The organism is Serratia sp. J2, from assembly GCF_046269175.1.
GTDB classification, from domain to species: Bacteria; Pseudomonadota; Gammaproteobacteria; order Enterobacterales; family Enterobacteriaceae; genus Chania; species Chania fonticola_C.
Genome location: NZ_JBKABN010000013.1, coordinates 1 through 23,566, shown reverse-complemented (window position 1 = coordinate 23,566; position 23,566 = coordinate 1). Strand labels below are relative to the sequence as shown.

Genomic DNA, 23,566 nt, shown 5'->3' with positions numbered 1-23,566 from the left:
CTTGCTATTGTGATTAAAACTTATTCTCTAATAACATATCGATATACCAATTCTTTACTTCCCTGCCGAGACCGTTAGCGTATGCTTTCGATGTTCCCTACATTTCATAGAGTTATAAGGACGGGCCATGAGCAAGATTTACCAAGACAACTCATTAACAATCGGCCATACGCCGCTGGTTCGTCTGAACCGTATCGGCAACGGACGCATTCTCGCCAAGGTTGAATCTCGCAACCCGAGCTTCAGCGTCAAATGCCGCATCGGTGCCAATATGATTTGGGATGCTGAAAAACGTGGCATTCTTAGCGCAGGCAAAGAACTGGTGGAGCCAACCAGTGGCAACACCGGTATCGCCCTGGCGTTTGTCGCCGCGGCACGGGGCTACAAGCTCACGCTGACCATGCCGGAAACCATGAGCATCGAACGTCGTAAACTGCTCAAGGCGCTGGGTGCCAATCTGGTGCTGACCGAAGGTGCCAAAGGCATGAAAGGGGCGATCGCCAAGGCCGAAGAGATTGTGGCCACCGATCCGAATCGCTACATCCTGCTGCAACAGTTCAGCAACCCGGCCAACCCGGAAATCCACGAACAAACCACCGGCCCGGAAATCTGGGAAGATACCGATGGCGAGGTCGATGTCTTTATCGCGGGCGTCGGCACTGGCGGTACGCTGACCGGCGTCAGCCGCTTTATCAAGAACACCAAGGGCAAAGCCATCACCACAGTGGCGGTTGAACCGACCGACTCACCGGTCATCAGCCAGGCGTTGGCAGGCCAGGAAATCAAACCCGGTCCGCACAAAATCCAGGGCATCGGTGCCGGTTTCATTCCTGGCAACCTGGATCTGAGCCTGGTTGACCGCGTCGAGCAGATCACCAACGACGAAGCCATCAGCATGGCACGCCGTCTGATGGAAGAAGAAGGTATCCTGGCCGGGATTTCTTCCGGTGCCGCCGTGGCGGCCGCCGTCAAACTTTCCGAAGAAGCCGACTTTACCGACAAGACAATTGTGGTTATTCTGCCTTCTTCAGGTGAGCGCTACTTGAGCACCGCTTTGTTTGCCGATCTGTTCACCGAACAGGAACTGCAGCAATAGCGCAAACAGTGCACAAATAGCTAAAAAAGCACCTATTCAGGTGCTTTTTTTGTGGACTGGATCAAAGTTTACACCACTCAACGATTGATTTTCGCCGCTGGCTTTAGTATTTAACCGGTCAATTATTTCGATGCGCAAAATTAATCACCTTCCTGCCATTGTTTGAGCTGAATCGATTTACTCATTTGTCGCTCAAGCGAAAAACACGGCATAATGGGGAGCTGATTGAAACAACGCCAGATGCTCGGATTTTTTGATCTGAAATGCTTAAAGCGTCGTTTTATGTTGCATCAACGCTCGCCCCTGTACCATAGTCAGGCGCTAACCAGACAAGCTAAAATCACGCCATTAGGCTAAACTTTAGCTCCACAACCTTAAATCCGATAAGTTGGGGAAACATCAATGTTCCAGCAAGAAGTGACTATCACCGCTCCGAATGGTCTGCACACTCGCCCTGCCGCTCAGTTCGTAAAAGAAGCCAAAGGCTTCACGTCTGACATCACCGTGACTTCCAACGGCAAGAGCGCTAGCGCCAAAAGCCTGTTTAAGCTGCAAACTCTGGGCCTGACCCAAGGAACAGTAGTCACCATCGAAGCCGTTGGTGAAGACGAGCAGAAAGCCGTTGAGCACTTGGTAAAACTGATGGCAGAGCTTGAGTAATCGGCCCGTCTTTTTAGTTAACACCAGTCAAGAGTAAGGTAGGGTTATGATTTCAGGCATTTTAGTATCACCGGGTATCGCTTTTGGTAAGGCTCTCTTGCTGAAGGAAGATGAAATTGTCATCAACCGGAAAAAAATCTCTGCAGACCATGTAGAGCAGGAAATCTCACGTTTTCTGGCAGGCCGCGCCAAAGCGTCTGAACAGCTGGAAGTAATCAAAACCAAGGCAGGCGAAACCTTCGGCGAAGAAAAAGAAGCGATCTTCGAAGGCCACATCATGCTGTTGGAAGACGAAGAGCTTGAGCAGGAAATCATAGCCCTCATCAAAGACGATCTGGCGTCTGCCGATGCGGCAGCCTACACCGTGATCGAAGGCCAGGCGAAAGCGCTGGAAGAATTAGACGACGAATACCTGAAAGAGCGCGCGGCTGACGTGCGTGATATCGGTAAACGTCTGCTGCAAAACATCCTGGGCCTGGCGATTGTTGATCTGACCGCCATTCAAGATGAGGTGATCCTGGTCGCGAAGGACCTGACACCGTCAGAAACCGCACAGCTGAACCTGGACAAAGTGCTGGGCTTCATCACCGATCTGGGTGGCCGTACTTCCCACACCTCGATCATGGCTCGCTCCCTGGAACTGCCCGCTATCGTTGGCACCAGCGACGTGACCACCCAGGTGAAAAACGGCGATTACCTGATCCTGGATGCGGTTAACAACAAGATTTACGTCAACCCGACGGCCGAGGTGATTGAACAGCTGAAAGCGGTTCATACCCAATACGTCACCGAGAAAAACGATCTGGCCAAGCTGAAAGACCTGCCGGCGATCACGCTGGACGGGCATCAGGTTGAAGTCTGTGCCAACATCGGTACCGTGCGCGACGTCGCCGGTGCGGAGCGCAATGGCGCCGAAGGTGTCGGCCTGTATCGTACCGAATTCCTGTTCATGGACCGCGACTCACTGCCAACCGAAGACGAGCAGTTCTCGGCTTACAAGGCCGTTGCGGAAGCCATGGGCTCACAGGCAGTTATCGTCCGTACCATGGACATCGGCGGCGATAAAGACCTGCCGTACATGAACCTGCCAAAAGAAGAGAACCCGTTCCTGGGCTGGCGCGCGATCCGTATCGCGATGGACCGCCGGGAAATCCTGCACGCTCAGCTGCGCGCCATTCTGCGTGCCTCTGCTTTCGGTAAACTGCGCATCATGTTCCCGATGATCATCTCGGTGGAAGAAGTGCGCGATCTGAAGGGCGAGCTGGAAACGCTGAAAGCGCAGCTGCGTGAAGAAGGCAAAGCCTTTGACGAGAGCATTGAAGTGGGCGTGATGGTGGAAACACCAGCTGCGGCAGTGATCGCTCGCCACCTGGCGAAAGAAGTCGACTTCTTTAGTATTGGGACAAACGATTTAACCCAGTATACTCTGGCAGTAGATCGCGGCAACGAGCTGATTTCTCATCTCTATAACCCGATGTCCCCATCAGTGCTTGGCCTGATCAAACAGGTTATTGATGCATCTCACGCAGAAGGCAAGTGGACCGGTATGTGCGGCGAGCTGGCTGGCGATGAGCGTGCTACACTGTTGCTTTTGGGCATGGGGCTGGATGAGTTCAGCATGAGTGCGATTGCAATCCCGCGCATCAAGAAAATTATTCGTAATACCAATTTCGAAGATGTGAAGGCATTGGCAGCGCAGGCCTTGGAACAACCAACGGCACAGGATTTGATGAACTGCGTCAATAAGTTCATCGAAGAAAAAACGCTCTGCTAAAATTCCACGACACTGGAACGCCGCCCAATTTAATGCTTAGGAGAAGATCATGGGTTTGTTCGATAAACTGAAGTCTCTGGTTTCTGATGACAAGAAAGACATGGGCACTATCGAGATCGTCGCTCCACTTTCTGGCGAGATCGTCAATATCGAAGATGTACCGGACGTCGTATTCGCCGAGAAGATCGTCGGCGATGGCATTGCTATCAAACCTGCTGGCAACAAAATGGTTGCTCCGGTTGACGGCACTATCGGTAAAATTTTCGAAACCAACCATGCGTTCTCTATCGAATCTGATAGCGGCATTGAGCTGTTCGTGCACTTTGGTATCGACACCGTTGAACTGAAAGGCGAAGGCTTCAAACGCATCGCGGAAGAAGGCCAGCGCGTCAAGAAAGGCGATGTGATTATCGAGTTCAATCTGGCCCTGCTGGAAGAGAAAGCCAAGTCTACCCTGACTCCGGTGGTTATCTCCAACATGGACGAGATCAAAGAGCTGATCAAACTGTCCGGCAGCGTCACCGTTGGCGAGACCCCGATCATCCGCATCAAGAAGTAATCGCGGTTCGATCGTAAAAATGGCGCCTTTATCGGCGCCATTTTTTTATCCAGAACTTCTAAGCCCTACTGCGCTACCAGCGGCTCCGCTTGTAGCTCCTGTTGCTGTCTTTCACGCTCCAAAGCCAATACGCCACGATGTGACAGATAGCAGAACAAGATGCAGCACACCACACCGCCCATCAGCAGATAAAAGCCTCCATGCCATCCCATGTTATCAACCATCACGCCAAACAGGCTGGTGCCCAGCGTGGCCCCAAAGATATAGCTCATAAAGCCACGCAGGCCGACGGCGGAGCCGACAGCAAAACTGGGAACGATCTCCATCGTCTGTACCGAAGCCAGGAACTGTGGCACATAGATCAGGCAACCGACGATGGCGGCAAAGATGGTGACCATCAACAGCGAGTCACTCTTCCAGTAACCAATCAGGCAGATAAAAATCATCACCATGCAGATCATCGCCAGCGGCATACGGCGTCCCTTGAACAGCTTATCCGACAGCCACCCAGCCAACAATGTGGACGGGATCGCCGCCCATTCAAAGAACAAAAACGCGATGCTCATCTGCTCTTTGGAAAAATGTTTTTCGGTGAGCAGGTAGATGGGCAGCCAACTGATCATGCCAAAGCGCACCATGTAGACAAATACGTCCACCAGCGACACATACCAGGCATTTTTATTACGCAGGACATAAGTACAGAAGATCTGGAAGGCGCTCATATTTTCCGGTGCCTGCTCCTGCACACCGGTTTTCACCCTGATGGTTTCTTCCGGCATCATTTGTTCCAGGGCAGGCAGACCTTCACTGCGCGGGGAGCCTTTACCCAGCCACAACACCACCAAAGCAAACAGCACTGCCACGCCCGCTGGGACGATATAGCTGGCACTCTGCCAGTGTTCACTGCCCAACACCGCAAAAGCCACGCCAACGATGGGGGCCACCACCCCACCGCCGATATTGTGGGATATATTCCAAAATGCGCCAACGCGGCCGCGCTCACGGCGTGGGAACCAGTTGGCGATGGTAATGAACGAAGGGCCTACGCCCATCCCCTGGAACAGGCCGTTAAACACCACCAATGCGGCAAAGATCCAGAAAGCTGAGCTGAATCCCAAACCGACGTTGACGATGGCACACAGCACCAGGCCACAGGCCATAAACACTTTGGGATTGGCCTTATCGGCCAGGCTGCTCATCACCCCTTTGCTGATGCCGTAGGCAATCAGCATGCAACTGCTCAACATGCCGATCTGCGTCGCACTCAGATCCAGATGCTCTTTCAGGTAGGGCGTCGAAAGCGTGAAGTTGTTACGCACGATGTAATAGGCCAGGTAGCCCAAAAAGACGCTCAGTAACGCCTGCATGCGATAACGCTGGTAGGTTGCCTGCACCTGTTCTGGCGGAACACGCTTTGCCGCCGCGCTAGGTTTTAATAATGAAAACATGTTATTCCCCTGTGAGGTTTATCTGTACTGGCTCAATGCGCCTGCTATTTATTAATAACGCTCGCAGCGGATGGTGTAATTAATTCATTAATAAGACAAGCCCCGTAACATGTGTCAAAATTGACTCAAACCCAAAACAAATAAGCCCATTTTTGACCCATCAATTAACATTACCATTATTAACCAAAAGCCAGTTCGCTCACCTCCCCGCGCCAGAGCGCCACAGCAATGCGGTTGCACACCAAGCCAGCCCACCAGTGGCGATGTTTTTGAAGGCGTTAACAGTATTGATGGTCTATCAATGGTAATATCCTGGCTTCATCAACGTTATAACCCCGGCTAAATCCTATTGGTTCACGAAAATATTTTTGTCCCAAATGTTTTGCGGGTTATTTTTATCGTCATTGCGATTTTATGAATAAGATCACAAACGATGAGGTCGAGGGAGAATTTTATTATGCGTGCAACGCTCATTTTTACGGCAATGGTCTGCTGGCTGTTATCCAGTGTCGCCGGAGCCAAAAGAAATGAACTGGTGATGGCCACTACCTTTTCACCAGAGGCAACCGCCTACCTCATCAGCCGTTGGCAAGGCCAGCCTCAGTCGGTGGTCATCCGCACGCTGAACCGCACCAGCAGTTCCCTGGAACAACTGCTCGACAGCACCGGCAGCGACAACGTCGATCTGGTACTGACCTCCTCCCCCATGCTGCTCCAGCACCTGCAACAGCATCAGCGTCTGGCAAACTATGAGGGTGCTCCGGAACAATCACAGCGGCTGGTACCTGAACCTATCCGCAATACCGCCGTGGCGGTGGCCATTTCGGGCTTTGGCCTGCTAATCAACCGCACCAATCTGGCAGAGAAACGGCTGCCGCTGCCAGACGATTGGGACGATCTGACCGATGCCCGCTACCAGGGTGCTTTGCTGATGAGCAGCCCTTCCCGCTCGGATACCAACCACCTGATGGTGGAATCGCTGTTGCAACAGCGGGGCTGGCAATCTGGCTGGCAAACGATGCTATCGGCGGCCGGTAACCTGATCACCATCTCTTCGCGCAGCTTTGGCGTGGCGGATAAAGTCAAAAGCGGCCTGGGTTCCGTTGGGCCGATTATCGATAACTACGCCAATCTACTGCTCGACGATCCGCATCTGGCCTTCCATTATTTCCCTCAGGCCGCGGCCTCCCCCACCTATATTGCCGTAACGAGCAATAGCCATTATCCCGCTGAGGCCCGGCGCTTTATACAGTTTCTGCTCAGCCCGCAGGGGCAGCGGGTCCTGGCAGATACCAGCACGGGAAAATACCCGGTGGTTCCACTGCCGGCAGATAACCCACGTTTTGCGCAACAGCAAAAGCTGTTACAGCGGCCACCGCTGAATTACTCCCTAATTTTGCAACGTCAGCGCCTGGTGCAAAAGCTGTTTGATACGGCCATCAGCTTCCGCCTGTCTCAGCTCAAGGACGCCTGGAAAGCGTTGCATGGCGCTGAAAGCCGCCTCAAACGGCCTTTGCCGGAAATCCGTGCATTGTTGACCGCCATTCCTGTCACCCTGGCTCAAAGCGAAGATCCTCAGTACCTTAAACAGTTTGCGGCACGTAGCGAGAGTGAGCAGCAGGTCATGGAATGGCAGCTGTTCTTTCAGCAGCAGCAGAGAAAGGCCATCAAGGCGCTGGAAGAGTTGAAATGAGCCGTTTATTGCCGCGCTTCTTTAAACGCCTGACCATCAGCGCCTGCCTGCGGGGAGCCTTTCTCACCGGCGCGCTGCTGACGCTTACCGTCAGCGGGGTCAGCCTATACTCCTGGCATGAGCAAAGCTCGCAGGTCCGCTATGCGCTGGATGATTACTTTCCACGCATCCAATCTTCGTTCGTGATCGAAAGCAATCTGAACACGCTGGTCGATCAGCTCAATGAATTTTTGCAGGCCGCCAATACCAATGCCCGCCTACAGTTGAGAAATCAGATCGTCGGCCATTTGGAACAAATCGAGCAGGCCAGCATGCTGTTGGATAACCCTGAACGTCAGCAAATTCAGGCGACGCTGGCAGAAAGCCGCCAACTGTTGGGCCGATTGGACAACGCGCTGTACAACATGTTTATCGCCGGGGAAAAGGTCAATGAGATCGCCGCGCGCATCAGTTGGCTACATGATGACTTCACCACCGAGCTGAATTCGCTGGTGCAGGATTTCAGTTGGCAACAGGGGGCATTGCTCGATCAGATGGAGACAGGCTCTGGCCAGGTATTCCCCCGATTGCAGGCTAGTTTGCGCGAAGTACAAAGTGAACAACAGCAGGTCTATGCCCTGGCACGCATCGAGAACCAGATCGCCGATGCCCTGCGCGATCGCCTCAACGAGCTGCAATCCGGCGCTGAAGAGCCCACCTCGGTTGCCGAGCATGTACGTTACCTAGCCTATCTGCAAAAGACGGCGAACGAAAATATGCAGGGGTTGCAGGCTCATCCCAGTACCATCACGCTGCGGCAAACCATCGACGAACTGCTGGAGACCGGCATTGCCGAAAACAGTATGCCCGCGGCGATGAAAAACTATCATCAGGCGCAACAGGCACTTACGCTGGCCACTCAGGCCAAGGAGGCCACGCTTGCCCGCTTTCGCACACAGCTGGAATCGCAACTGAGTAACAGCCACCAGCAGATGCAGACCTTTAACCATCGCCTGGAGCAAATCATCCGCGTCAGCGGCAGGCTAATTGTGATCGCCACCCTGCTGGCGATGTTATTGGTGTATTTGCTCAATCACTACTTTATCCGTTCCCGCCTGGTCAAGCGTTTTACCCAGCTGAACCAGGTGGTAGTGCGTATCGGCCTTGGGGAAACCAACGCGGTGATCCCGGTTTACGGTGGCGATGAACTGGGCCGCATCGCACGTCTGTTGCGGCGCACCCTAGGCCAATTGAACCAGCAAAAATCCCGGCTGGAGCAGGAAATTACCGAGCGCAAGGGCATTGAGCTGCATTTGCGTGCCACGCAGGATGAGCTGGTGCAGGCCGCCAAGCTGGCCGTGGTTGGGCAGACCATGACCACCCTGGCCCATGAGATCAATCAGCCGCTGAACGCTCTATCGATGTACCTGTTTACCGCTCGTCATGCGGTGGAGAAACAACAACCAGAGGCGGCCGCGCTGGCCCTGACCAAAGCAGACGGTCTGATTGGCCGCATGGATGCCATCATCCGCATGCTGCGGCAATTCACCCGGCGAACGGAACAGGATAGCCCCTCTCAGCCCGTTGATTTGCGCCAGTCATTCATCGCCGCCTGGGAGTTGCTGGCTCTTCGCCACCAACCGCTGCACGGGGAACTGCGGCTACCGGAAGGTGCGCCAAATGTGTTAGGCGATGAGGTGCGCATTCAGCAGGTGTTGGTCAATCTGATGAGCAACGCGTTGGATGCCTGCCAGGAACGACCGCTATTGCAGATAAGCTGGCAACACCACGAGTCCGGGTGGCAGATCATGCTGTGGGATAACGGGCCTGGCTGGCCGCTGGCGCGGGCTGAATCGTTACTCAAACCTTTCACCACCAGCAAATCGGTAGGCTTGGGGATTGGCCTGTCCATCTCGCTTTCGCTGATGCAGCAAATGGGCGGTAGCCTGCATCTGGCCTCTACGCTGACGCAAAACGCCTGCGTCGTTTTACAGTTTCAACCGGTGGATCAACCATGTTAAGCCAACAAGCGCAAATTCTGTTAATCGACGACGATGCCGACGTCCTAGATGCCTATACCATGCTGCTCAACCAGGCAGGCTATCAGGTTCAGGCCTGTAGTAACCCACTTAAGGCACAGGAAATGCTCGGTGAGGAGTGGCCGGGGATCGTTATCAGCGATGTCTGTATGCCTGGCTGTTCCGGAATTGAGCTGATGGCGCTACTGCTCGCTCACGATGCCTGTTTACCGGTGTTGTTGATCACTGGCCATGGCGATGTGCCGATGGCGGTTGAAGCGGTGAAAAAAGGGGCCTGGGACTTCCTGCAAAAACCGGTCAACCCGGCCCAGCTACTCGAACAGGTCGCCACCGCGCTGGCCCAGAGACGTTCTTACATTGCCCGTCGTCGTTGGCAGCAAGAACAGCTGCAGAGCAATCTGATTGGACGTAGTGAGTGGGTAAAGCAGCTACGAGTGCGTTTGCAGCAGGTGGCCGAAACCGATTTGGCGGTTTACCTGCAAGGGGAGCTAGGGGTCGGCAGGACATTGGCAGCCCGTTATTTACACCGTATGAGCCATCGTAGCGAACAGCCGTTGATCGTGGGTGAATTGACGCCAGGGGGTGAGGCATCGTTAGAGCAATGGATTGAGCAGGTAAGCGGCGGGACGCTGATTTTACGCCACCTTGAGCACTTGTCTATCCCCCAGCAGGCGCGGCTGATCCAGCTCCAGGGGCAAGACCCGCTCCCCTTCCGGCTGATCGGCATTGGGACTTCACCGTTGGTGGAGCTGGCCGCCGGGCATACCCTCCTGCCCGATTTCTATTACTGCTTTGCCATGACCCAAATCGCCTGCCTGCCGCTTTCTCTGCGTCCCGACGATATAGAGCCGTTGTTCCGCCACTACCTGGAACAGGCCTGCCTGCGCCTTAACCATCCGTTGCCGGATCTGCCAGCCGAGTTGATTAAGCGTTTGGTCAAAAGGATATGGCCAAATAACGTGCGCGAGCTGGCCAATGCCGCAGAGCTGTTTGCCGTCGGGGTGATGCCACTGGCAGAGACCGCCAATCCGCTGTTACACGGATCCGATCCCGCTCCGCTGGATCAGCGTATCGAAGACTATGAGCGCCAGATCATTACCGAGGCGTTGAACCTGCATCAGGGGCGGATTAATGAGGTGTCCGAGTATTTACAGATCCCGCGTAAAAAGCTCTACCTGCGGATGAAAAAGTACGATTTGGACAAGCAGCATTATCGTTAAATTGGCCAGCGCGGTACCCGCAGCGTGATCACCAAACCCCCCTGTTCACCATTGTGTGCCTCAACCTGCCCACCATGGGCCAGCACCACTTTGCGAGCGATCGCCAAACCCAGGCCATAGCCCTTGCCAGACATCGCCGACTTTACCCGAACGAAGGGATCAAAGATGCTGGACAGCTTCGACTCCTCCACGCCCGGCCCCTGATCGCGGACCTGGATCTGGAACAATTGGTCGATACGCGACAGCACCACCGTCACGCTCTGGCCGTGACTGGAAAAGCGCAGGGCATTACGCACAATGTTCTCAACCGCACGGCGCATCAACTCGGCATTGCCTTTTACGGTGTACTCCACGTCGGAACTGGCCTGCAACACGATCTCTACGCCGGGGATTTGCGCCTCGTAGCGCGCATCGTTAACCACCGCGTCCACCAACCCATAAAGATCGAAATACTCCTCATCATTCGACAGGCCGCTGTTCTCGGTGCGTGACAGCGCCAACAGTTCGCCGATCATCTTGTCCAACCGCCCGGCTTCATGCTCGATACGCTGCAACGAGTTCTCCACGTTACCCGGATTTTGCCGCCCCAGGCCGATGGCTAGCTGCAAGCGGGCTAATGGGGAGCGCAACTCATGGGAGACATCATGCAGCAATTGCTCACGGGCGCTAACCAATACCTCCAGCCGCTCTGCCATGCTGTCAAAGTCACGCGCCACCTCAGAAAGCTCGTCATGTCGCCGCCGCATCGCCGGGAACAGCCGCACAGCCAGATCGCCCTGCGCTACCCGCTCAAAACCGACGCGCAGTTGGCGCATCGGGCGTGTCAGGTTCCAGGCCAACATAGCGCTGAACAGCAAGCCCCCCAGCCCACCGACCCACAGCATCGGCTCCGGAATATTCAGCAAACGCCAACGCTTGGCTGGCCGATATTCGGCCCGCAGCCCCTCCACATCGTAGCTCAACAGGTAACCCTGATTGTCCGCCCCCTTGACCCACTCCACCATCTTGGTAGGCCGAGGTGCCTGGTTTTGATCTGGCTGCTCGGCTGGAGATTGGGCCATAGGCGTCACGCTAAAGAAGCGGCGCTCGACTTCAGGCCAGTCGGCGACCATCGCGTTCAATGCTGGCATGCCACCACTGTGTAACACGGAGGCCGCAGAGGTCAGTTGCAGATTGACAATGCGCCGGGCCATGTTGTTTTCCGGCGATTCATGGCGATTGCCATAGAACGCGAACGTCACCCACAGCGCCTGGGTCATGATGATAAACGTCAGCCAGAAACCGAGCAGGATTTTCCAGAACAGTCTTCCGCGCATCGGCATTACCTGATGCGGTAACCGATACTGCGCACGGTTTCAATGCTCAGTCGGTTATCGGTTAGCGCGCCCAGCTTCTGGCGGATATTGCTGATATGTACATCCACGCTGCGATCGTAAGCTTCGCGTGGCCGCCCCAGCCCTTTCTCTGACAGTTCATCCTTCGACACTACTCGTTCAGGAGAGCGCAGCAGTAACTCCAGCAAGTTGAATTCTGAGGCGGTGAGATCAAATGCCTTACCCTGCCAGGCACTGCTGCGGGTGGACGGGTTGAGCGTCAATTCATTAAATTTCAGGGTAGAGACTTTATCCACCGCTTCCGGCTGCTCTTCAAACCGGCGCAGCACCGCACGCAGGCGTGCCACCAGTTCGCGTGGGTAACAAGGCTTGGGCACATAGTCGTCGGCCCCCATCTCCAGCCCGATCACCCGGTCGATATTGTCTCCCTTGGCCGTCAGCATGATGATCGGCAAACGGCTCTTTTTGCGAACCTCGCGCAGCACGTCGATCCCACTCATGTCCGGCAGCATGATGTCGAGGATCATTGCGGTATAATCGCCAGAAAGCGCCCCATCCACTCCGGCCTTGCCAGTCAGCACCAGGGACGCGTTGAATCCTTCAGCCGTCAGGTATTCGCTCAGCATGGTGCCAAGTTCCAGATCGTCATCGACCAATAAAATTTTCATGCCCATTCCTCCGCTGATTTACCGCCATTTTCGCGTCTATTGTGGCTGTACGCAGCCGGTTTTACCTAATCCTTACACATTGACATTCTCCCGGCACAAATGAAAGACGGGGCTTATGGCTCAGGGGATACTCGATCTTGAGGGGATAAATGGCAGAGGTTGGGGAATAGGTAGAGAGTCTCGCTCCTCCCTACCGATTATCGCTCAGCTAGGAAAATACGCCGGTAGACAGGTAGCGGTCACCGCGATCGCAGATAATAGCGACAATGACGCTGCCAGGGTTGGCCGCAGCAACGCGCAACGCCCCAGCTACGGCTCCACCAGAGCTGACACCGCAGAAAATACCTTCCCGCTGCGCCAGTTGGCGCATGGTCTGTTCGGCTTCGCTTTGTGCCATATCCAACACCTGATCCACCAGCTCCGGGCGGAAAATACCCGGCAGATAGGCCGGTGCCCAACGGCGGATCCCCGGGATGCTGCTGCCTTCAGCAGGCTGTAAGCCAATAATATTCACCTGCGGATTTTGGCTTTTCAGGTAGCCACCAACGCCGGTAATGGTGCCGGTAGTGCCCATGCTGGAAACGAAATGAGTGATACGACCGGCGGTCTGCTGCCAGATTTCCGGGCCGGTGGTGGTGAAATGCGCGTAGGGATTATCCAGATTGTTGAACTGATCCAACACCTTGCCCTGCCCCTGTTGCTGCATCTCCAGCGCCAGGTCACGTGCCCCTTCCATCCCCTGCTCACGGCTGACCAAGATCAGTTCGGCACCATAGGCACGCATCGCCGCCTGGCGTTCCATGCTCATGTTTTCCGGCATCAGCAGCTTCAGCGTATAGCCTTTCATTGCACAGATCATCGCCAGCGCGATGCCGGTATTGCCACTGGTGGCCTCGATCAGCGTATCGCCCGGCTGGATTTCACCACGCAGTTCCGCCTGCTGGATCATCCCCAGCGCGGCCCGATCCTTGACCGACCCCGCCGGATTGTTGCCCTCCAGCTTGAGCCAGATTTCACTGTCCAGCCCTTCGGCCAGTCGTTGTAGTTTTACTAACGGTGTATTACCGATGCATTGTTCCAGCGTGGTCACAATCATTGCCTGCGTATAATGTAAAAAGGCAACCCTGGGTTGCCTTAAATGGGAATGGTTAGAAATTATCAGGCGCTTTTCGCTAACGCAACCGGTTGTAACAGTTGTTCACCGGCGTAGAGGCGGGCATTCAGGCTGCCAACGTAGTAACGGTCCCCGCGCGCCGGTGCAACATGACCTTCTGACATAATCACGCTGATAGGTTCCTGATGCCAGCCAATCGGCTGCACGGTCAACTGCCAGAAGTGGCCACGCGGGCTGACTTCCAACACCTGTACCGGTAATGGGCAACGGGCGCTGCAATCGGTGCCGATCTCCATTTCCCACGGGCGCAGGAACAGATCGACGCTGCCTTGGTGCATTGGCTGGAACGACAGCGGCCATTGGTGAGCGCCCACAAACAGCTGTGAACCGCGGATTTCGCCGTTCAGGCGGTTAACTTCGCCCATAAACTCCAGCACGAAGCGGGTCGCGGGCTCACGCATGATCTCGGTCGGTGAACCTACCTGCTCGATATTCCCCTGGCTCATCACCACGATGCGATCGGCGACTTCCATCGCTTCTTCCTGATCGTGAGTCACGAACACGCTGGTGAATTTCAGTTCTTCATGCAGTTGACGCAGCCAGCGGCGCAGTTCTTTACGCACCTGGGCATCCAGCGCACCAAACGGCTCGTCCAACAGCAGGATCTGGGGTTCCACCGCCAGCGCGCGCGCCAAGGCGACACGTTGCTTCTGGCCGCCGGAAAGCTGTGAAGGGTAGCGGTTAGCCAGATGACCCAACTGCACCATCTCCAGCAACTGCTCCACTTTTTGTTTGATCGCCGCCGCATTCGGACGTTCACGGCGTGGCAGCACGCTCAGGCCAAAGGCGATATTGTCGAAAACCGTCATATGGCGGAACAGCGCGTAGTGTTGGAACACGAAGCCGACGCGACGATCGCGCGCATGCACGCGGCTGACGTCGGTACCGTGGAAACCCAGCTTACCGCTGCTCTGGCTTTCCAGCCCGGCAATAATCCTCAGCAGGGTGGTCTTGCCCGAACCGGATGGGCCTAACAGCGCCACCATCTCACCGGAAGGAATATCGAGCGAGATATCGTTCAATACCTTGGTACGACCAAAAGACTTGTTGATACCGTTAATCTCAATGCTCATGATTTTCCTCCCGCTCGAGACGCGCATCCTGACGCGCCAGGCGCCATTGCAGTCCACTTTTCAGAAATAGGGTGACTATCGCCATCAGGGTCAACAGTGCCGCAGCGGTAAACGCCCCAGCGGTGTTGTAATCCTGATGCAGTAATTCCACTTGCAGTGGCAAGGTATAGGTTTCGCCACGGATAGAACCGGACAGCACTGATACCGCACCAAACTCGCCAATCGCGCGGGCGTTGGTCAGCACCACGCCATACAACAATGCCCAGCGGATGTTCGGTAAGGTGACGCGGCGGAACATCTGCCAACCGGAAGCGCCCAACAGCACCGCGGCCTCGTCTTCCTGGCTGCCCTGGCTCATCATCAGCGGCACCAGTTCACGGACCACAAACGGGCAGGTCACGAATATTGTCACCAGCACCATGCCCGGCCAGGCGAACATCAGTTGGATATTATGGGCATCCAGCCAGCCGCCAATCGGGCCGTTGGTGCCGTAAAACAGCAGATACAGCAGCCCCGCGACCACCGGCGACACCGCAAACGGCATATCGAACAGTGTCAGCAGCAGTTGGCGGCCAGGGAAGGTAAAGCGCGTCACCAGCCAGGCCAGCAAAGTACCGAACACCAGGTTGACTGGCACGGTGATCAGCGCCACCAGCACCGTCAACCAAATGGCGTGCAGCATGTCCGGGTCCGAAAGGTTATGCCACACGGCACCCACGCCGGAGGAAAATGCCTCGATAAAGATCATCACCATCGGCACGACCAGCAGCAGGATGGAGAACAGCGCACCGATGGCAATCAGCGTCCATTTCCCCCAATTCACGCGTGGGCGCTCTGCGCCGTTCAGGGCGGTAACATCAGCCATCAGTGCCCTCCAATACGGCGGCCAAAGCGGCTCTGTAAGGTGTTAATGGCAAACAACAACAGCAGTGATGCCGCCAGGATCACCGAGGCAATCGCACTGGCTGCCGGGTAATCGAACTCCTGTAAGCGCACAAAAATCATCAATGAGGTCACTTCGGTTTTCCAGGCGATGTTGCCAGCGATAAATATCACCGCACCAAATTCTCCCAGACTGCGGGTAAACGACAACGCCGTCCCGGCGAGCAGCGCTGGCGCAACCTCTGGCAATACTACGCGGCGGAAGCTCTGCCAGCGGGTAGCCCCGAGCGTTTCAGCGGCCTCTTCATATTCCGGCCCCAACTCTTCCAGCACCGGTTGCACCGTGCGCACCACGAAAGGAATGCTGGTAAAGGCCATCGCCACCGCAATCCCCAACCAGGTGAAGGAAACCTTGATATCAAAATGAGCCAGCCATTGGCCGTACCAACCGGTGGTAGAAAACAGCCCTGCCAAGGTCAGGCCGGCCACAGCTGTAGGCAATGCAAACGGCAAATCCATCAGGCCATCCAACAAGGAACGGCCGGGGAACTCGTAACGAGTGAGGATCCAGGCCATCAGCATGCCAAACACCGCGTTGAAAATGCTGGCAACTCCGGCTGCCAGCAGCGTCACTTTATAGGCCGCGACGACCTGCGGATTGGTGATCACTTCCCAATACTGTGCCAGACTCATCTGCGCCAACTGCATCACCAGCGCGCTGAGCGGCAACAACAAAATCAGGCAGGTGAAAAGCAGACTGCTTCCCAAACTGAGAGTAAACCCAGGCAGAACCCGCTTGCTGGCCATCGAAAACATTACTTATGCCCTGCCGCTAACAGTTGGTCCAATTCTCCGCCGGTTGCAAAGTGGGCACTCATCACCTGTGGCCAGCCACCGAACTGATCTTCCACGCTGAACAGCTTGGTCTCAGGGAACTGGCCTTTGGCCGCCGCCATCACCTGTGGGTCATTGACGCGATAATAGAAGCTGGTGATCAGTTTCTGGGCCGCCGGACTGTAGAGATAGTTCAGGTATTCTTTGGCCACCTGCTCGGTGCCGTTTTTCTCGACGTTTTTGTCCACCCAGGCCACCGGGAACTCCGCCAGAATATCAACCGGCGGCACGATCACTTCATATTTGTCTGCGCCGTACTGCTTGCGGATATTGTTCACTTCGGATTCAAAGCTGATCAGCACGTCGCCCAGGCCACGCTCGACAAAGGTCGTCGTTGCACCACGGCCACCGGTATCAAACACCACCACGTTTTTCAGGAAACGGGTCATGAACTCGCGGGTCTTGGCCTGATCGTTGCCGTCAGCCTGGCTGGCAGCGCCCCAGGCGGCCAGATAGGTATAGCGGCCATTTCCGGAGGTTTTCGGGTTCGGGAATACCAGCTTCACGTCATCACGCACCAGATCGCTCCAGGTGTGGATGCCTTTCGGGTTGTCCTTGCGCACCAGGAACGCCATGGTGGAATAGAAGGGAGAGCTGTTGTTCGGCAGGCGTTGCTGCCAATCTGCCGGGATCAGTTGGCCGCGATCGTGCAGGATTTGCACATCACTGACCTGGTTATAGGTGACCACATCGGCACGCAGCCCCTGCAAGATCGCCAGCGCCTGTTTGGAAGAACCGGCGTGGGACTGTTTGATGGTCAGTTTGTCGTTCGGATGCTGCTGATCCCACTGTTTTTCAAAGCCAGGGTTCAGCGCAGCAAACAGTTCGCGGGAGACGTCATAAGAGCTGTTGAGCAATTCTGCCGCCGAAACCGTACCGCTGGCTAACAATGCCGCCACCAGCCAACCTTTCAACAGCGTATTTCTAACCCGGGAATGTTCCATTGCGCACCTTATCACTGAGTCTTACCGCCGGGCTGATGCCCTGATATTGACCAGTGTATTTATAACTTGATGCAGACCTGTAACGCTTTTATATACCGTTTAGTGATTTTCAAGCATCAAACGCTATAAGGCAGGAGGGGAGCGGTTCACCGCAGAGGGAGGGAAAGCCCGGAGCCAGAAGAACTGGCCCAGAGAATGACAATGTTGATGAATTTATTGTAGGGGTGCCGCATGCTGCACCCGTTTAACAGCGTGCTATACCCCTACATAAAAGCCAATTACATCAAAGCGACATCAGACGCGTCAGCGAAGGGGCAAAGTAGTAGCTGCCGGTCACCGCGCGGCTGAAACGCAACATCGCGTCGTGTTTGCCGTCCAGTTCGCCGAACATGCTTAACAGCTGCTGTTCGATGTTATGCAGGCGCGCGCAATAGGCGATGAAATACAGGCCATGTTTGCCGCTGGCGGTGCCATAAGGCAGGCTCTGGCGCAAAATTTTCAGCCCTTTGCCGTCTTCTTTCAGATCGACACGGCTGACGTGCGAGGTATCTGGCCGTTGATCCGGCGGCAGTTCTTCACTGTCTTGTTTGGTACGGCCAATGATCTGTTCCTGCTGTTCGGTAGTGAAACGCTGCCACTGGCGCAGGTTGTGCTCGTAACGCTGTACCAGCACGTAGCTGCCACCTTCGTCTTCTTCGCCAGCGCCAATCACCGCGACTTCCGGACGTTGTTCGCCCTGCGGATTTTCGGTACCGTCGATAAAGCCGCTCAGATCGCGCTCTTCTACCCAGCGGAAACCGTGCGTTTCTTCTTCAATACGAATGGTGTTACCAAACGCGGCCAAGGCGGCCTGCGCCAGGGTGAAGTTAACGTCATGACGCAGCGATTGAATATGGATCAGCATATCGCGTTGGGTGGCCGGTGCCAGCCCTTTGCCCAACGGCGTGAAAGGCTTCAGCTCTTTGGCACCCTGGCCATTGGAGAGATCATGCCAAACGTCGGAGCCAAAAGCGATAACCGCACCTAAGTGGGCATCTGGAAACTGTTGCTGCAACTCGCCGAGCACCTGACAAAACTGTTTGCAACCTTGGCGCAGATCGACGAATTCGCCCTGCACCATCGCTTCCATAAAAATACCAAAACGGCAGTGTTCCAGCAGGATGCCGCTCTGAACCTGTGTCATGTTGATTTCCTCAAGACCTGAATCGGGTAACAGGTTGCCCTGTTATAAACGCGCAATATCATAACGCACAGCAGGCTGATTGCCTTGCCCGAACGCAAAGAAAATAGGGATTTAACGCCAAACGAGGCAGGCACACCGCAAGGTGCGCCCGCAATGAGAATTATTGTGCTTTGGCATGCCAGACGATTTTACTCACCGTCCAGCTCTGCAGAGTATCGTCCGGTGGGATCAGGTCCTGCGGGCCAGCCCATTTACCACTGAAGATATAGCTGACATTGCGGCTTTGCTGTGCCACACACTCGACCTTGCCAGCATCCTCACCTTCGGCTGGTTTACAGGCGCCGTAGGCCTTGTTGAACAGTTCACTAAACGGCGTACCCAACTTACTGCCCCATTCGGTGGCGATCTTGGCATCCATCACGTCAATGCGCTGCACGTGGCCTTTAGGCTCCCCGGTGATCACCAGCTTCACGTCATCACCGTCCAATGCCTGGAAGTAGGAAACAATCTGCCCTTGATTGGTCGCCATCCCGCCACGCATGCGGTAATTGTTATTCAGGCCCTTGCCAATCGCCGCTTCCGTCATGGGGGTACCAGCCCCCACATCACCGACGCCTTTAGCACTGACCTCTACGCTGCCGCCAAACCAGTTGAACGGCGACAGGCTTGACCAGGAGAAGTTTGACATGGCCGAACAGCCGGTCAACAACAGCGGTAGCCCTAACAACAGTGGGCGAATATTCATTCATAGCTCCTTAACATCAAAGACATCGGCGATATGCAGCCTCTCATAACCACTGTGGCTGCGCCATCAATTGCCAGATTGGAGTGCGTAAATTGGGAAAAGTGCCGCAACTTTTAACAATTAACCCGCCTCATCCTGCGGGATAAAACAGGCTTTCAAGCGCCGATTCATTAACAGATACCCCATCGCCAGCACATCCAACAGCGCCAGCAGGAGATCCAACGGAGGTTCATTGCTGTCTTGCTGCCACAGGCTGTACAGCGAGCCGAGCAGCGCTGCCGCCAGCGAAACTATCAGTACCCAACGCCAACTACGCCACAGTCGTGGCCAATGCAGGCGGCGGCCAGCAATCAAAAAGGCCAGCGCCGCAGGCAGCCCAAGCGCAATACCGTACCAAAAGCGCTGAGTATCTGGATAGAACAGTTGTAACAAGCCAGCACCCTGATCGCGTGAGGTGCCCGCCATCACAAACAGTAGCCAGGTACGAGCCTGTAAGATCAGTACGCCCCAAAACCACAGCGGCAACCGTAACATACCGTGCTGATCGTAATCGTCCGGTGAAAACCGGTGTGTTGACGCCTTCAAAGACTTTTCCTTGCCGATGTTATGATTACCCTTGCAAATGGCGACGGTGGCCACCATTTTCAATCTCCAGCTTAAGAAGCTCTTAAGATCCTTATGGTTTAATCAGGTTATGTCCCGCTAACGGGAAATCATTCAGACCACTGATAAGGAAGATCCAGATGAAAAAGATCGCTTTACTCACACTCATCGCATTATGCAGCGCACCGGTTCTAGCTCAACAGGGCGGGTTCCTCGACCCCAACGCAACACCGGCTCAAACGCAAACCAGCCCGCAAGGTGGCTTTTCTGGCCCTAGCGCCACACTGACCACGGTAGATAAGGTCAAATCGATGAGCGATGATACCTGGGTGATGTTGCAGGGCAATATCGAACAGCGCGTGGGGGATGACACCTACACCTTCCGCGACGCCACCGGCACGCTGACGGTAGAGATCGACAGAAAGCGCTGGAACGGCCAGACCATCACCCCAAAAGACAAGGTACAGTTGGAAGGGAAAGTGGATAAGGACTGGAACAACGTGGAAGTCGATGTGAAAAACATCAAAAAACTGCCTTGAACCAAGGCTTGGGGGCGGTGGCAACCACCGCCCTGACGATCAATACTCTTGATCTTCGATCAGGCGTTTCCCCAGACTGGTGATCGCCTGAATTTCGTAGCCGAGCTTTTCATACATTTCGATCACGGTGTCGTTATCTTCACGCACCATCAGCTGAATTTTTGGGCAACCGCGCGCAATCAGCTTTTTCTCCAGCCGATTAATCAACGCATTGGCAATGCCTCGCCCGCGATAGTCTGGATGAACGCCCAGATAATACGCCGAGCCACGGTGGCCGTCGTAACCCCCCATCACCGAGCCCACCACCTCGCCGCCCACTTCCGCGACCAAAAACAGATCAGGATCGTGGTTCAGTTTGCGTTCAATATCCATCTCGGGATCGTTCCATGGTCGCAATAGGTCGCAACGCTCCCATAGGGTGATGACCTCTTCAAAGTCGTCTTGCCGAAATACGCGAATTTCCATCGTTGCTCGCTACTGTTAATTAACTTATTTAATACCCTATGGATTTCAAGCTGCAGCGTGAAAGACGACGGGTATATCTGATTATTACGTAATTATTGACTGATACCCGCCGTCTTTCAAGCCGCAGGGTTTTGTCAGGTAATAAATGGCAATAGTTATCAAGTCGATTAATGAGTATCAATACGCTATAACGTCGCGAAATAGATTGATCTAGTTGGAGCCGCGCGTGATGAAAAAACAGAGCAAAACCTACCTCAATTTCAGCCCCCTCACCGCTTCATCGACCCGTCGCCAACTGCTGCTCTCCGGCCTGGCCCTGGCCCTGCTCGGGGGGAAAACCTCAGCCACCCAGGCAAATATGCTGCAACCCAAGCCGCACAGTAAACCACTCCCCAAGGCCACGGGGAGCAGAAGAGTGGTGATGATCGATCCCGGTCACGGCGGTATCGACTCCGGTGCGGTGGGCCATGAAGGCTCACAGGAAAAACACGTGGTGCTGGAAATTGCCAACCACGTGCGGCGTTTTTTGCATGAGCACGAACACGTTGAAGCCCGGCTGACCAGGGAAGAGGACGAATTTATCCCGTTGTTCCAGCGCGTGGAAATCGCCCACCAGCATCAGGCCGATCTGTTTATCTCGATCCATGCCGATGGATTTACCAGCCCGGATGCCGCCGGTGCTTCGGTGTTTGCCCTTTCCAACCGTGGAGCCAGCAGCGCAATGGCACGCTATCTCTCCAATAAGGAAAACGCTGCCGATGACGTCGCGGGGGGCAAATACAAAGATCAGGATAACTATCTACAGCAGGTGTTGTTCGATCTGGTGCAAACCGACACCATCAACAACAGCCTGACCCTGGGCCGCCACGTGCTGGGCCAGATCCGCCCGGTTCACCGCCTGCATAGCGAAAGCACCGAACAGGCGGCGTTTGCCGTATTAAAGTCCCCTTCAATTCCTTCGGTGTTGGTAGAAACCTCGTTTATCACCAACCCCGGTGAGGAGCGCCTGTTAGGCACCACCGCCTTTCGCGAAAAAATTGCCCGCGCCATCGCCGACGGCGTGATCAACTTCTTCCAATATTACGACGCACACCAACGTAAGCCGCGCTAGACCTGCAAAATACGGGGCGAGAAGGTATACTTGTCGCCCCGTTCAGTTACCCGTTGCGAATAACCTGTATGAGTTTACCCACCATTGCCGCAGTAAAATCCTTCCTGCTGGCGTTGCAAGATAATATTTGTGAGCACTTGGCCCAGGCTGATGGCGGCGCCGCTTTTAAGGAAGATCGCTGGACGCGTGAGGAAGGCGGCGGTGGCCGTAGCCGGGTGCTGACCAACGGTAAGGTGTTCGAACAGGCAGGAGTAAACTTTTCCCACGTTTCCGGTGCCACACTGCCCGCCTCAGCCACCGCGCATCGTCCCGAACTGGCCGGGCGCAGCTTTCAGGCGATGGGCGTATCGCTGGTGATCCATCCGCTCAGCCCCTATATACCCACCAGCCATGCCAACGTGCGCTTCTTTATTGCGGAAAAACCGGGTGAAGAGCCCGTTTGGTGGTTTGGCGGTGGCTTTGACCTAACGCCCTTCTATGGTTTTACCGAGGACGCCGTTCACTGGCACCGCACCGCGCAACAACTCTGCGCCCCCTTCGGTGACGATGTGTACCCAAAATACAAGAAGTGGTGCGATGACTATTTCTTTATCAAACACCGTAATGAAGCCCGCGGCATCGGCGGCCTATTCTTTGACGATCTGAATATCCCGGATTTCGAAAGCTGTTTCGCGTTTACCCAGGCGGTAGGTGAAGGTTTCCTGGAGGCCTATCTGCCGATCGTGGAAAGACGTAAAGCACTGCCTTGGGGCGACAACGAACGCCAATTTCAGTTGTATCGCCGTGGCCGCTATGTCGAGTTTAATCTGGTGTGGGATCGCGGTACGCTGTTCGGCCTGCAAACTGGGGGCCGCACCGAATCGATCCTGATGTCGATGCCGCCTTTGGTGCGTTGGGAATATAACTTCCAGCCTGCAACCGACAGCCCGGAAGCCGCGCTATACCGTGACTTTCTGCCAGTGCGCGACTGGCTACAGGAGCAACAATAATGCAGATTTGGGTCGATGCCGACGCCTGTCCAAACGTGATCAAAGAAGTGCTGTTCCGTGCCGCAGATCGCGCGGCGATGCCAGTTACCCTGGTGGCTAATCAGCCTTTGCGCACGCCCCCTTCGAAATTTATCCGCACCTTGCAGGTTGCAGCGGGATTTGACGTGGCGGATAACGAAATCGTGCGCCGCTGTGAAAAAGGCGATCTGGTGATCACCGCGGATATCCCGCTGGCCGCCGAAGTGATAGAAAAAGGCGCTATCGCCCTGAATCCTCGCGGTGAGCGTTATACGCCAGACACCATTCGTGAACGCCTGAACATGCGTGATTTTATGGATACCCTGCGCTCCAGCGGGATCCAGACCGGGGGGCCGAACACCCTCAACCAGCGCGATCGCCAGCAGTTTGCCAATGAGTTGGACAAGTGGCTGCAGCAGGCGAAACGGGCCAATTAGCACCGAGATTACCCCTCACCCTAACCCTCTCCCCAGGGA

23 protein-coding genes are annotated in these 23,566 nt (G+C 55.2%); 11 read left to right on the top strand and 12 right to left on the bottom strand.

Annotated features, from left to right (window positions below):
* Positions 1–127 precede the first annotated feature (127 nt).
* From cysK to crr, 4 genes are all read left to right on the top strand, one after another.
* Positions 128–1,096 carry a cysteine synthase A gene (cysK, locus tag ACKWMY_RS14600; protein ID WP_199062377.1) on the top strand — a complete coding sequence of 323 codons (969 nt, stop codon included), beginning with the start codon at positions 128–130 and terminating at the stop codon, positions 1,094–1,096.
* Positions 1,097–1,498: 402 nt separating this feature from the next.
* Entirely contained in the window at positions 1,499–1,756 is a 258-nt protein-coding gene (gene ptsH, locus ACKWMY_RS14595; RefSeq protein ID WP_024484477.1) for a phosphocarrier protein Hpr, read from the top strand.
* A 46-nt stretch (positions 1,757–1,802) separates the two neighbouring features.
* Positions 1,803–3,530, top strand: coding sequence for a phosphoenolpyruvate-protein phosphotransferase PtsI (gene ptsI / locus ACKWMY_RS14590; protein WP_021178689.1), 1,728 nt, complete (start codon positions 1,803–1,805; stop codon positions 3,528–3,530).
* A 49-nt stretch (positions 3,531–3,579) separates the two neighbouring features.
* Positions 3,580–4,089, top strand: coding sequence for a PTS glucose transporter subunit IIA (gene crr / locus ACKWMY_RS14585; protein ID WP_021807057.1), 510 nt, complete (start codon positions 3,580–3,582; stop codon positions 4,087–4,089).
* 65 nt (positions 4,090–4,154) lie between these two features.
* Here the strand turns inward: crr and pgtP are convergent, their stop codons facing one another.
* Positions 4,155–5,537: a phosphoglycerate transporter PgtP gene (gene pgtP, locus ACKWMY_RS14580; RefSeq protein WP_024527122.1), complete on the bottom strand. Its 1,383-nt coding sequence runs from the start codon at positions 5,535–5,537 to the stop codon at positions 4,155–4,157.
* A gap of 457 nt (positions 5,538–5,994) precedes the next feature.
* Between pgtP and ACKWMY_RS14575 the strand changes: the two genes are divergently transcribed.
* The 3 genes from ACKWMY_RS14575 to pgtA are packed head-to-tail and all read left to right on the top strand — an operon-like array spanning position 5,995 to position 10,468.
* Positions 5,995–7,230, top strand: a complete 1,236-nt coding sequence (locus tag ACKWMY_RS14575) for an ABC transporter substrate-binding protein (RefSeq protein WP_309048502.1) — start codon at positions 5,995–5,997, stop codon at positions 7,228–7,230.
* A complete protein-coding gene (gene pgtB / locus ACKWMY_RS14570; RefSeq protein WP_409486501.1) occupies positions 7,227–9,230 on the top strand; it encodes a two-component system sensor histidine kinase PgtB in 2,004 nt (667 codons plus the stop codon). Before ACKWMY_RS14575 ends, pgtB begins: the two co-directional genes overlap by 4 nt.
* The gene (gene pgtA, locus ACKWMY_RS14565) at positions 9,224–10,468 is read left to right on the top strand and encodes a two-component system response regulator PgtA (RefSeq protein ID WP_409486500.1); all 1,245 of its coding nucleotides are present in this window, start codon (positions 9,224–9,226) and stop codon (positions 10,466–10,468) included. The genes pgtB and pgtA overlap by 7 nt, the downstream gene beginning before the upstream one ends.
* Here the strand turns inward: pgtA and ACKWMY_RS14560 are convergent.
* From ACKWMY_RS14560 to ACKWMY_RS14515, 10 genes are all read right to left on the bottom strand, one after another.
* Complete coding sequence (locus ACKWMY_RS14560) at positions 10,465–11,784, bottom strand: ATP-binding protein (RefSeq protein WP_309048501.1); 1,320 nt, start codon at positions 11,782–11,784, stop codon at positions 10,465–10,467. The genes pgtA and ACKWMY_RS14560 overlap by 4 nt on opposite strands.
* A 5-nt stretch (positions 11,785–11,789) precedes the next feature.
* On the bottom strand, positions 11,790–12,470 hold the full coding sequence (locus ACKWMY_RS14555; protein ID WP_024527117.1) for a response regulator transcription factor: 681 nt from the start codon (positions 12,468–12,470) through the stop codon (positions 11,790–11,792).
* A gap of 208 nt (positions 12,471–12,678) precedes the next feature.
* Entirely contained in the window at positions 12,679–13,560 is an 882-nt protein-coding gene (gene cysM, locus ACKWMY_RS14550; protein ID WP_039995377.1) for a cysteine synthase CysM, read from the bottom strand.
* A 68-nt stretch (positions 13,561–13,628) separates the two neighbouring features.
* Positions 13,629–14,717: a sulfate/thiosulfate ABC transporter ATP-binding protein CysA gene (gene cysA, locus ACKWMY_RS14545; protein ID WP_024527115.1), complete on the bottom strand. Its 1,089-nt coding sequence runs from the start codon at positions 14,715–14,717 to the stop codon at positions 13,629–13,631.
* The gene (cysW, locus tag ACKWMY_RS14540; protein WP_409486499.1) at positions 14,707–15,582 is read right to left on the bottom strand and encodes a sulfate/thiosulfate ABC transporter permease CysW; all 876 of its coding nucleotides are present in this window, start codon (positions 15,580–15,582) and stop codon (positions 14,707–14,709) included. Before cysW ends, cysA begins: the two co-directional genes overlap by 11 nt.
* Positions 15,582–16,415: a sulfate/thiosulfate ABC transporter permease CysT gene (cysT, locus tag ACKWMY_RS14535; protein ID WP_024527114.1), complete on the bottom strand. Its 834-nt coding sequence runs from the start codon at positions 16,413–16,415 to the stop codon at positions 15,582–15,584. The genes cysW and cysT overlap by 1 nt, the downstream gene beginning before the upstream one ends.
* On the bottom strand, positions 16,415–17,437 hold the full coding sequence (locus tag ACKWMY_RS14530) for a sulfate ABC transporter substrate-binding protein (protein WP_024527113.1): 1,023 nt from the start codon (positions 17,435–17,437) through the stop codon (positions 16,415–16,417). Before ACKWMY_RS14530 ends, cysT begins: the two co-directional genes overlap by 1 nt.
* Before the next feature lie 283 nt (positions 17,438–17,720).
* Positions 17,721–18,620: a Dyp-type peroxidase gene (locus tag ACKWMY_RS14525; RefSeq protein WP_024527112.1), complete on the bottom strand. Its 900-nt coding sequence runs from the start codon at positions 18,618–18,620 to the stop codon at positions 17,721–17,723.
* A 160-nt stretch (positions 18,621–18,780) separates the two neighbouring features.
* Positions 18,781–19,365 carry an RpoE-regulated lipoprotein gene (locus tag ACKWMY_RS14520; RefSeq protein WP_024527111.1) on the bottom strand — a complete coding sequence of 195 codons (585 nt, stop codon included), beginning with the start codon at positions 19,363–19,365 and terminating at the stop codon, positions 18,781–18,783.
* A 120-nt stretch (positions 19,366–19,485) separates the two neighbouring features.
* Positions 19,486–19,950, bottom strand: a complete 465-nt coding sequence (locus ACKWMY_RS14515; RefSeq protein ID WP_024527110.1) for a DUF2919 domain-containing protein — start codon at positions 19,948–19,950, stop codon at positions 19,486–19,488.
* 158 nt (positions 19,951–20,108) lie between these two features.
* On the opposite strand from ACKWMY_RS14515, the gene ACKWMY_RS14510 reads away from it, so the two are divergent.
* The gene (locus ACKWMY_RS14510; RefSeq protein WP_024527109.1) at positions 20,109–20,507 is read left to right on the top strand and encodes a YgiW/YdeI family stress tolerance OB fold protein; all 399 of its coding nucleotides are present in this window, start codon (positions 20,109–20,111) and stop codon (positions 20,505–20,507) included.
* Between the two features lie 39 nt (positions 20,508–20,546).
* Here ACKWMY_RS14510 and ACKWMY_RS14505 read toward each other — a convergent pair whose 3' ends face one another.
* Positions 20,547–20,972 (bottom strand): GNAT family acetyltransferase, encoded by a 426-nt coding sequence (locus ACKWMY_RS14505; protein WP_024527108.1) that lies wholly within the window; start codon positions 20,970–20,972, stop codon positions 20,547–20,549.
* A 229-nt stretch (positions 20,973–21,201) separates the two neighbouring features.
* Here ACKWMY_RS14505 and amiA point away from each other — a divergent pair, with 229 nt between their 5' ends.
* The 3 genes from amiA (at position 21,202) to ACKWMY_RS14490 (ending at position 23,527) form a co-directional block, all read left to right on the top strand.
* Complete coding sequence (gene amiA / locus ACKWMY_RS14500) at positions 21,202–22,083, top strand: N-acetylmuramoyl-L-alanine amidase AmiA (RefSeq protein ID WP_024527107.1); 882 nt, start codon at positions 21,202–21,204, stop codon at positions 22,081–22,083.
* Between the two features lie 68 nt (positions 22,084–22,151).
* Positions 22,152–23,072 (top strand): oxygen-dependent coproporphyrinogen oxidase, encoded by a 921-nt coding sequence (gene hemF / locus ACKWMY_RS14495; RefSeq protein ID WP_409486498.1) that lies wholly within the window; start codon positions 22,152–22,154, stop codon positions 23,070–23,072.
* Positions 23,072–23,527, top strand: a complete 456-nt coding sequence (locus tag ACKWMY_RS14490) for a YaiI/YqxD family protein (RefSeq protein ID WP_024527105.1) — start codon at positions 23,072–23,074, stop codon at positions 23,525–23,527. Before hemF ends, ACKWMY_RS14490 begins: the two co-directional genes overlap by 1 nt.
* Positions 23,528–23,566 lie beyond the last annotated feature (39 nt).

What these genes read in the sequence shown, in the direction of transcription:
- cysK (WP_199062377.1), top strand. Translation starts at nt 128, where the DNA reads ATGAGCAAGATTTACCAAGACAACTCATTAACAATCGGCCATACGCCG.
- ptsH (WP_024484477.1), top strand. Translation starts at nt 1,499, where the DNA reads ATGTTCCAGCAAGAAGTGACTATCACCGCTCCGAATGGTCTGCACACT.
- ptsI (WP_021178689.1), top strand. Translation starts at nt 1,803, where the DNA reads ATGATTTCAGGCATTTTAGTATCACCGGGTATCGCTTTTGGTAAGGCT.
- crr (WP_021807057.1), top strand. Translation starts at nt 3,580, where the DNA reads ATGGGTTTGTTCGATAAACTGAAGTCTCTGGTTTCTGATGACAAGAAA.
- pgtP (WP_024527122.1), bottom strand. Translation starts at nt 5,537, where the DNA reads ATGTTTTCATTATTAAAACCTAGCGCGGCGGCAAAGCGTGTTCCGCCA.
- ACKWMY_RS14575 (WP_309048502.1), top strand. Translation starts at nt 5,995, where the DNA reads ATGCGTGCAACGCTCATTTTTACGGCAATGGTCTGCTGGCTGTTATCC.
- pgtB (WP_409486501.1), top strand. Translation starts at nt 7,227, where the DNA reads ATGAGCCGTTTATTGCCGCGCTTCTTTAAACGCCTGACCATCAGCGCC.
- pgtA (WP_409486500.1), top strand. Translation starts at nt 9,224, where the DNA reads ATGTTAAGCCAACAAGCGCAAATTCTGTTAATCGACGACGATGCCGAC.
- ACKWMY_RS14560 (WP_309048501.1), bottom strand. Translation starts at nt 11,784, where the DNA reads ATGCGCGGAAGACTGTTCTGGAAAATCCTGCTCGGTTTCTGGCTGACG.
- ACKWMY_RS14555 (WP_024527117.1), bottom strand. Translation starts at nt 12,470, where the DNA reads ATGAAAATTTTATTGGTCGATGACGATCTGGAACTTGGCACCATGCTG.
- cysA (WP_024527115.1), bottom strand. Translation starts at nt 14,717, where the DNA reads ATGAGCATTGAGATTAACGGTATCAACAAGTCTTTTGGTCGTACCAAG.
- cysW (WP_409486499.1), bottom strand. Translation starts at nt 15,582, where the DNA reads ATGGCTGATGTTACCGCCCTGAACGGCGCAGAGCGCCCACGCGTGAAT.
- cysT (WP_024527114.1), bottom strand. Translation starts at nt 16,415, where the DNA reads ATGTTTTCGATGGCCAGCAAGCGGGTTCTGCCTGGGTTTACTCTCAGT.
- ACKWMY_RS14530 (WP_024527113.1), bottom strand. Translation starts at nt 17,437, where the DNA reads ATGGAACATTCCCGGGTTAGAAATACGCTGTTGAAAGGTTGGCTGGTG.
- ACKWMY_RS14525 (WP_024527112.1), bottom strand. Translation starts at nt 18,620, where the DNA reads ATGACACAGGTTCAGAGCGGCATCCTGCTGGAACACTGCCGTTTTGGT.
- ACKWMY_RS14520 (WP_024527111.1), bottom strand. Translation starts at nt 19,365, where the DNA reads ATGAATATTCGCCCACTGTTGTTAGGGCTACCGCTGTTGTTGACCGGC.
- ACKWMY_RS14510 (WP_024527109.1), top strand. Translation starts at nt 20,109, where the DNA reads ATGAAAAAGATCGCTTTACTCACACTCATCGCATTATGCAGCGCACCG.
- ACKWMY_RS14505 (WP_024527108.1), bottom strand. Translation starts at nt 20,972, where the DNA reads ATGGAAATTCGCGTATTTCGGCAAGACGACTTTGAAGAGGTCATCACC.
- amiA (WP_024527107.1), top strand. Translation starts at nt 21,202, where the DNA reads ATGAAAAAACAGAGCAAAACCTACCTCAATTTCAGCCCCCTCACCGCT.
- hemF (WP_409486498.1), top strand. Translation starts at nt 22,152, where the DNA reads ATGAGTTTACCCACCATTGCCGCAGTAAAATCCTTCCTGCTGGCGTTG.
- ACKWMY_RS14490 (WP_024527105.1), top strand. Translation starts at nt 23,072, where the DNA reads ATGCAGATTTGGGTCGATGCCGACGCCTGTCCAAACGTGATCAAAGAA.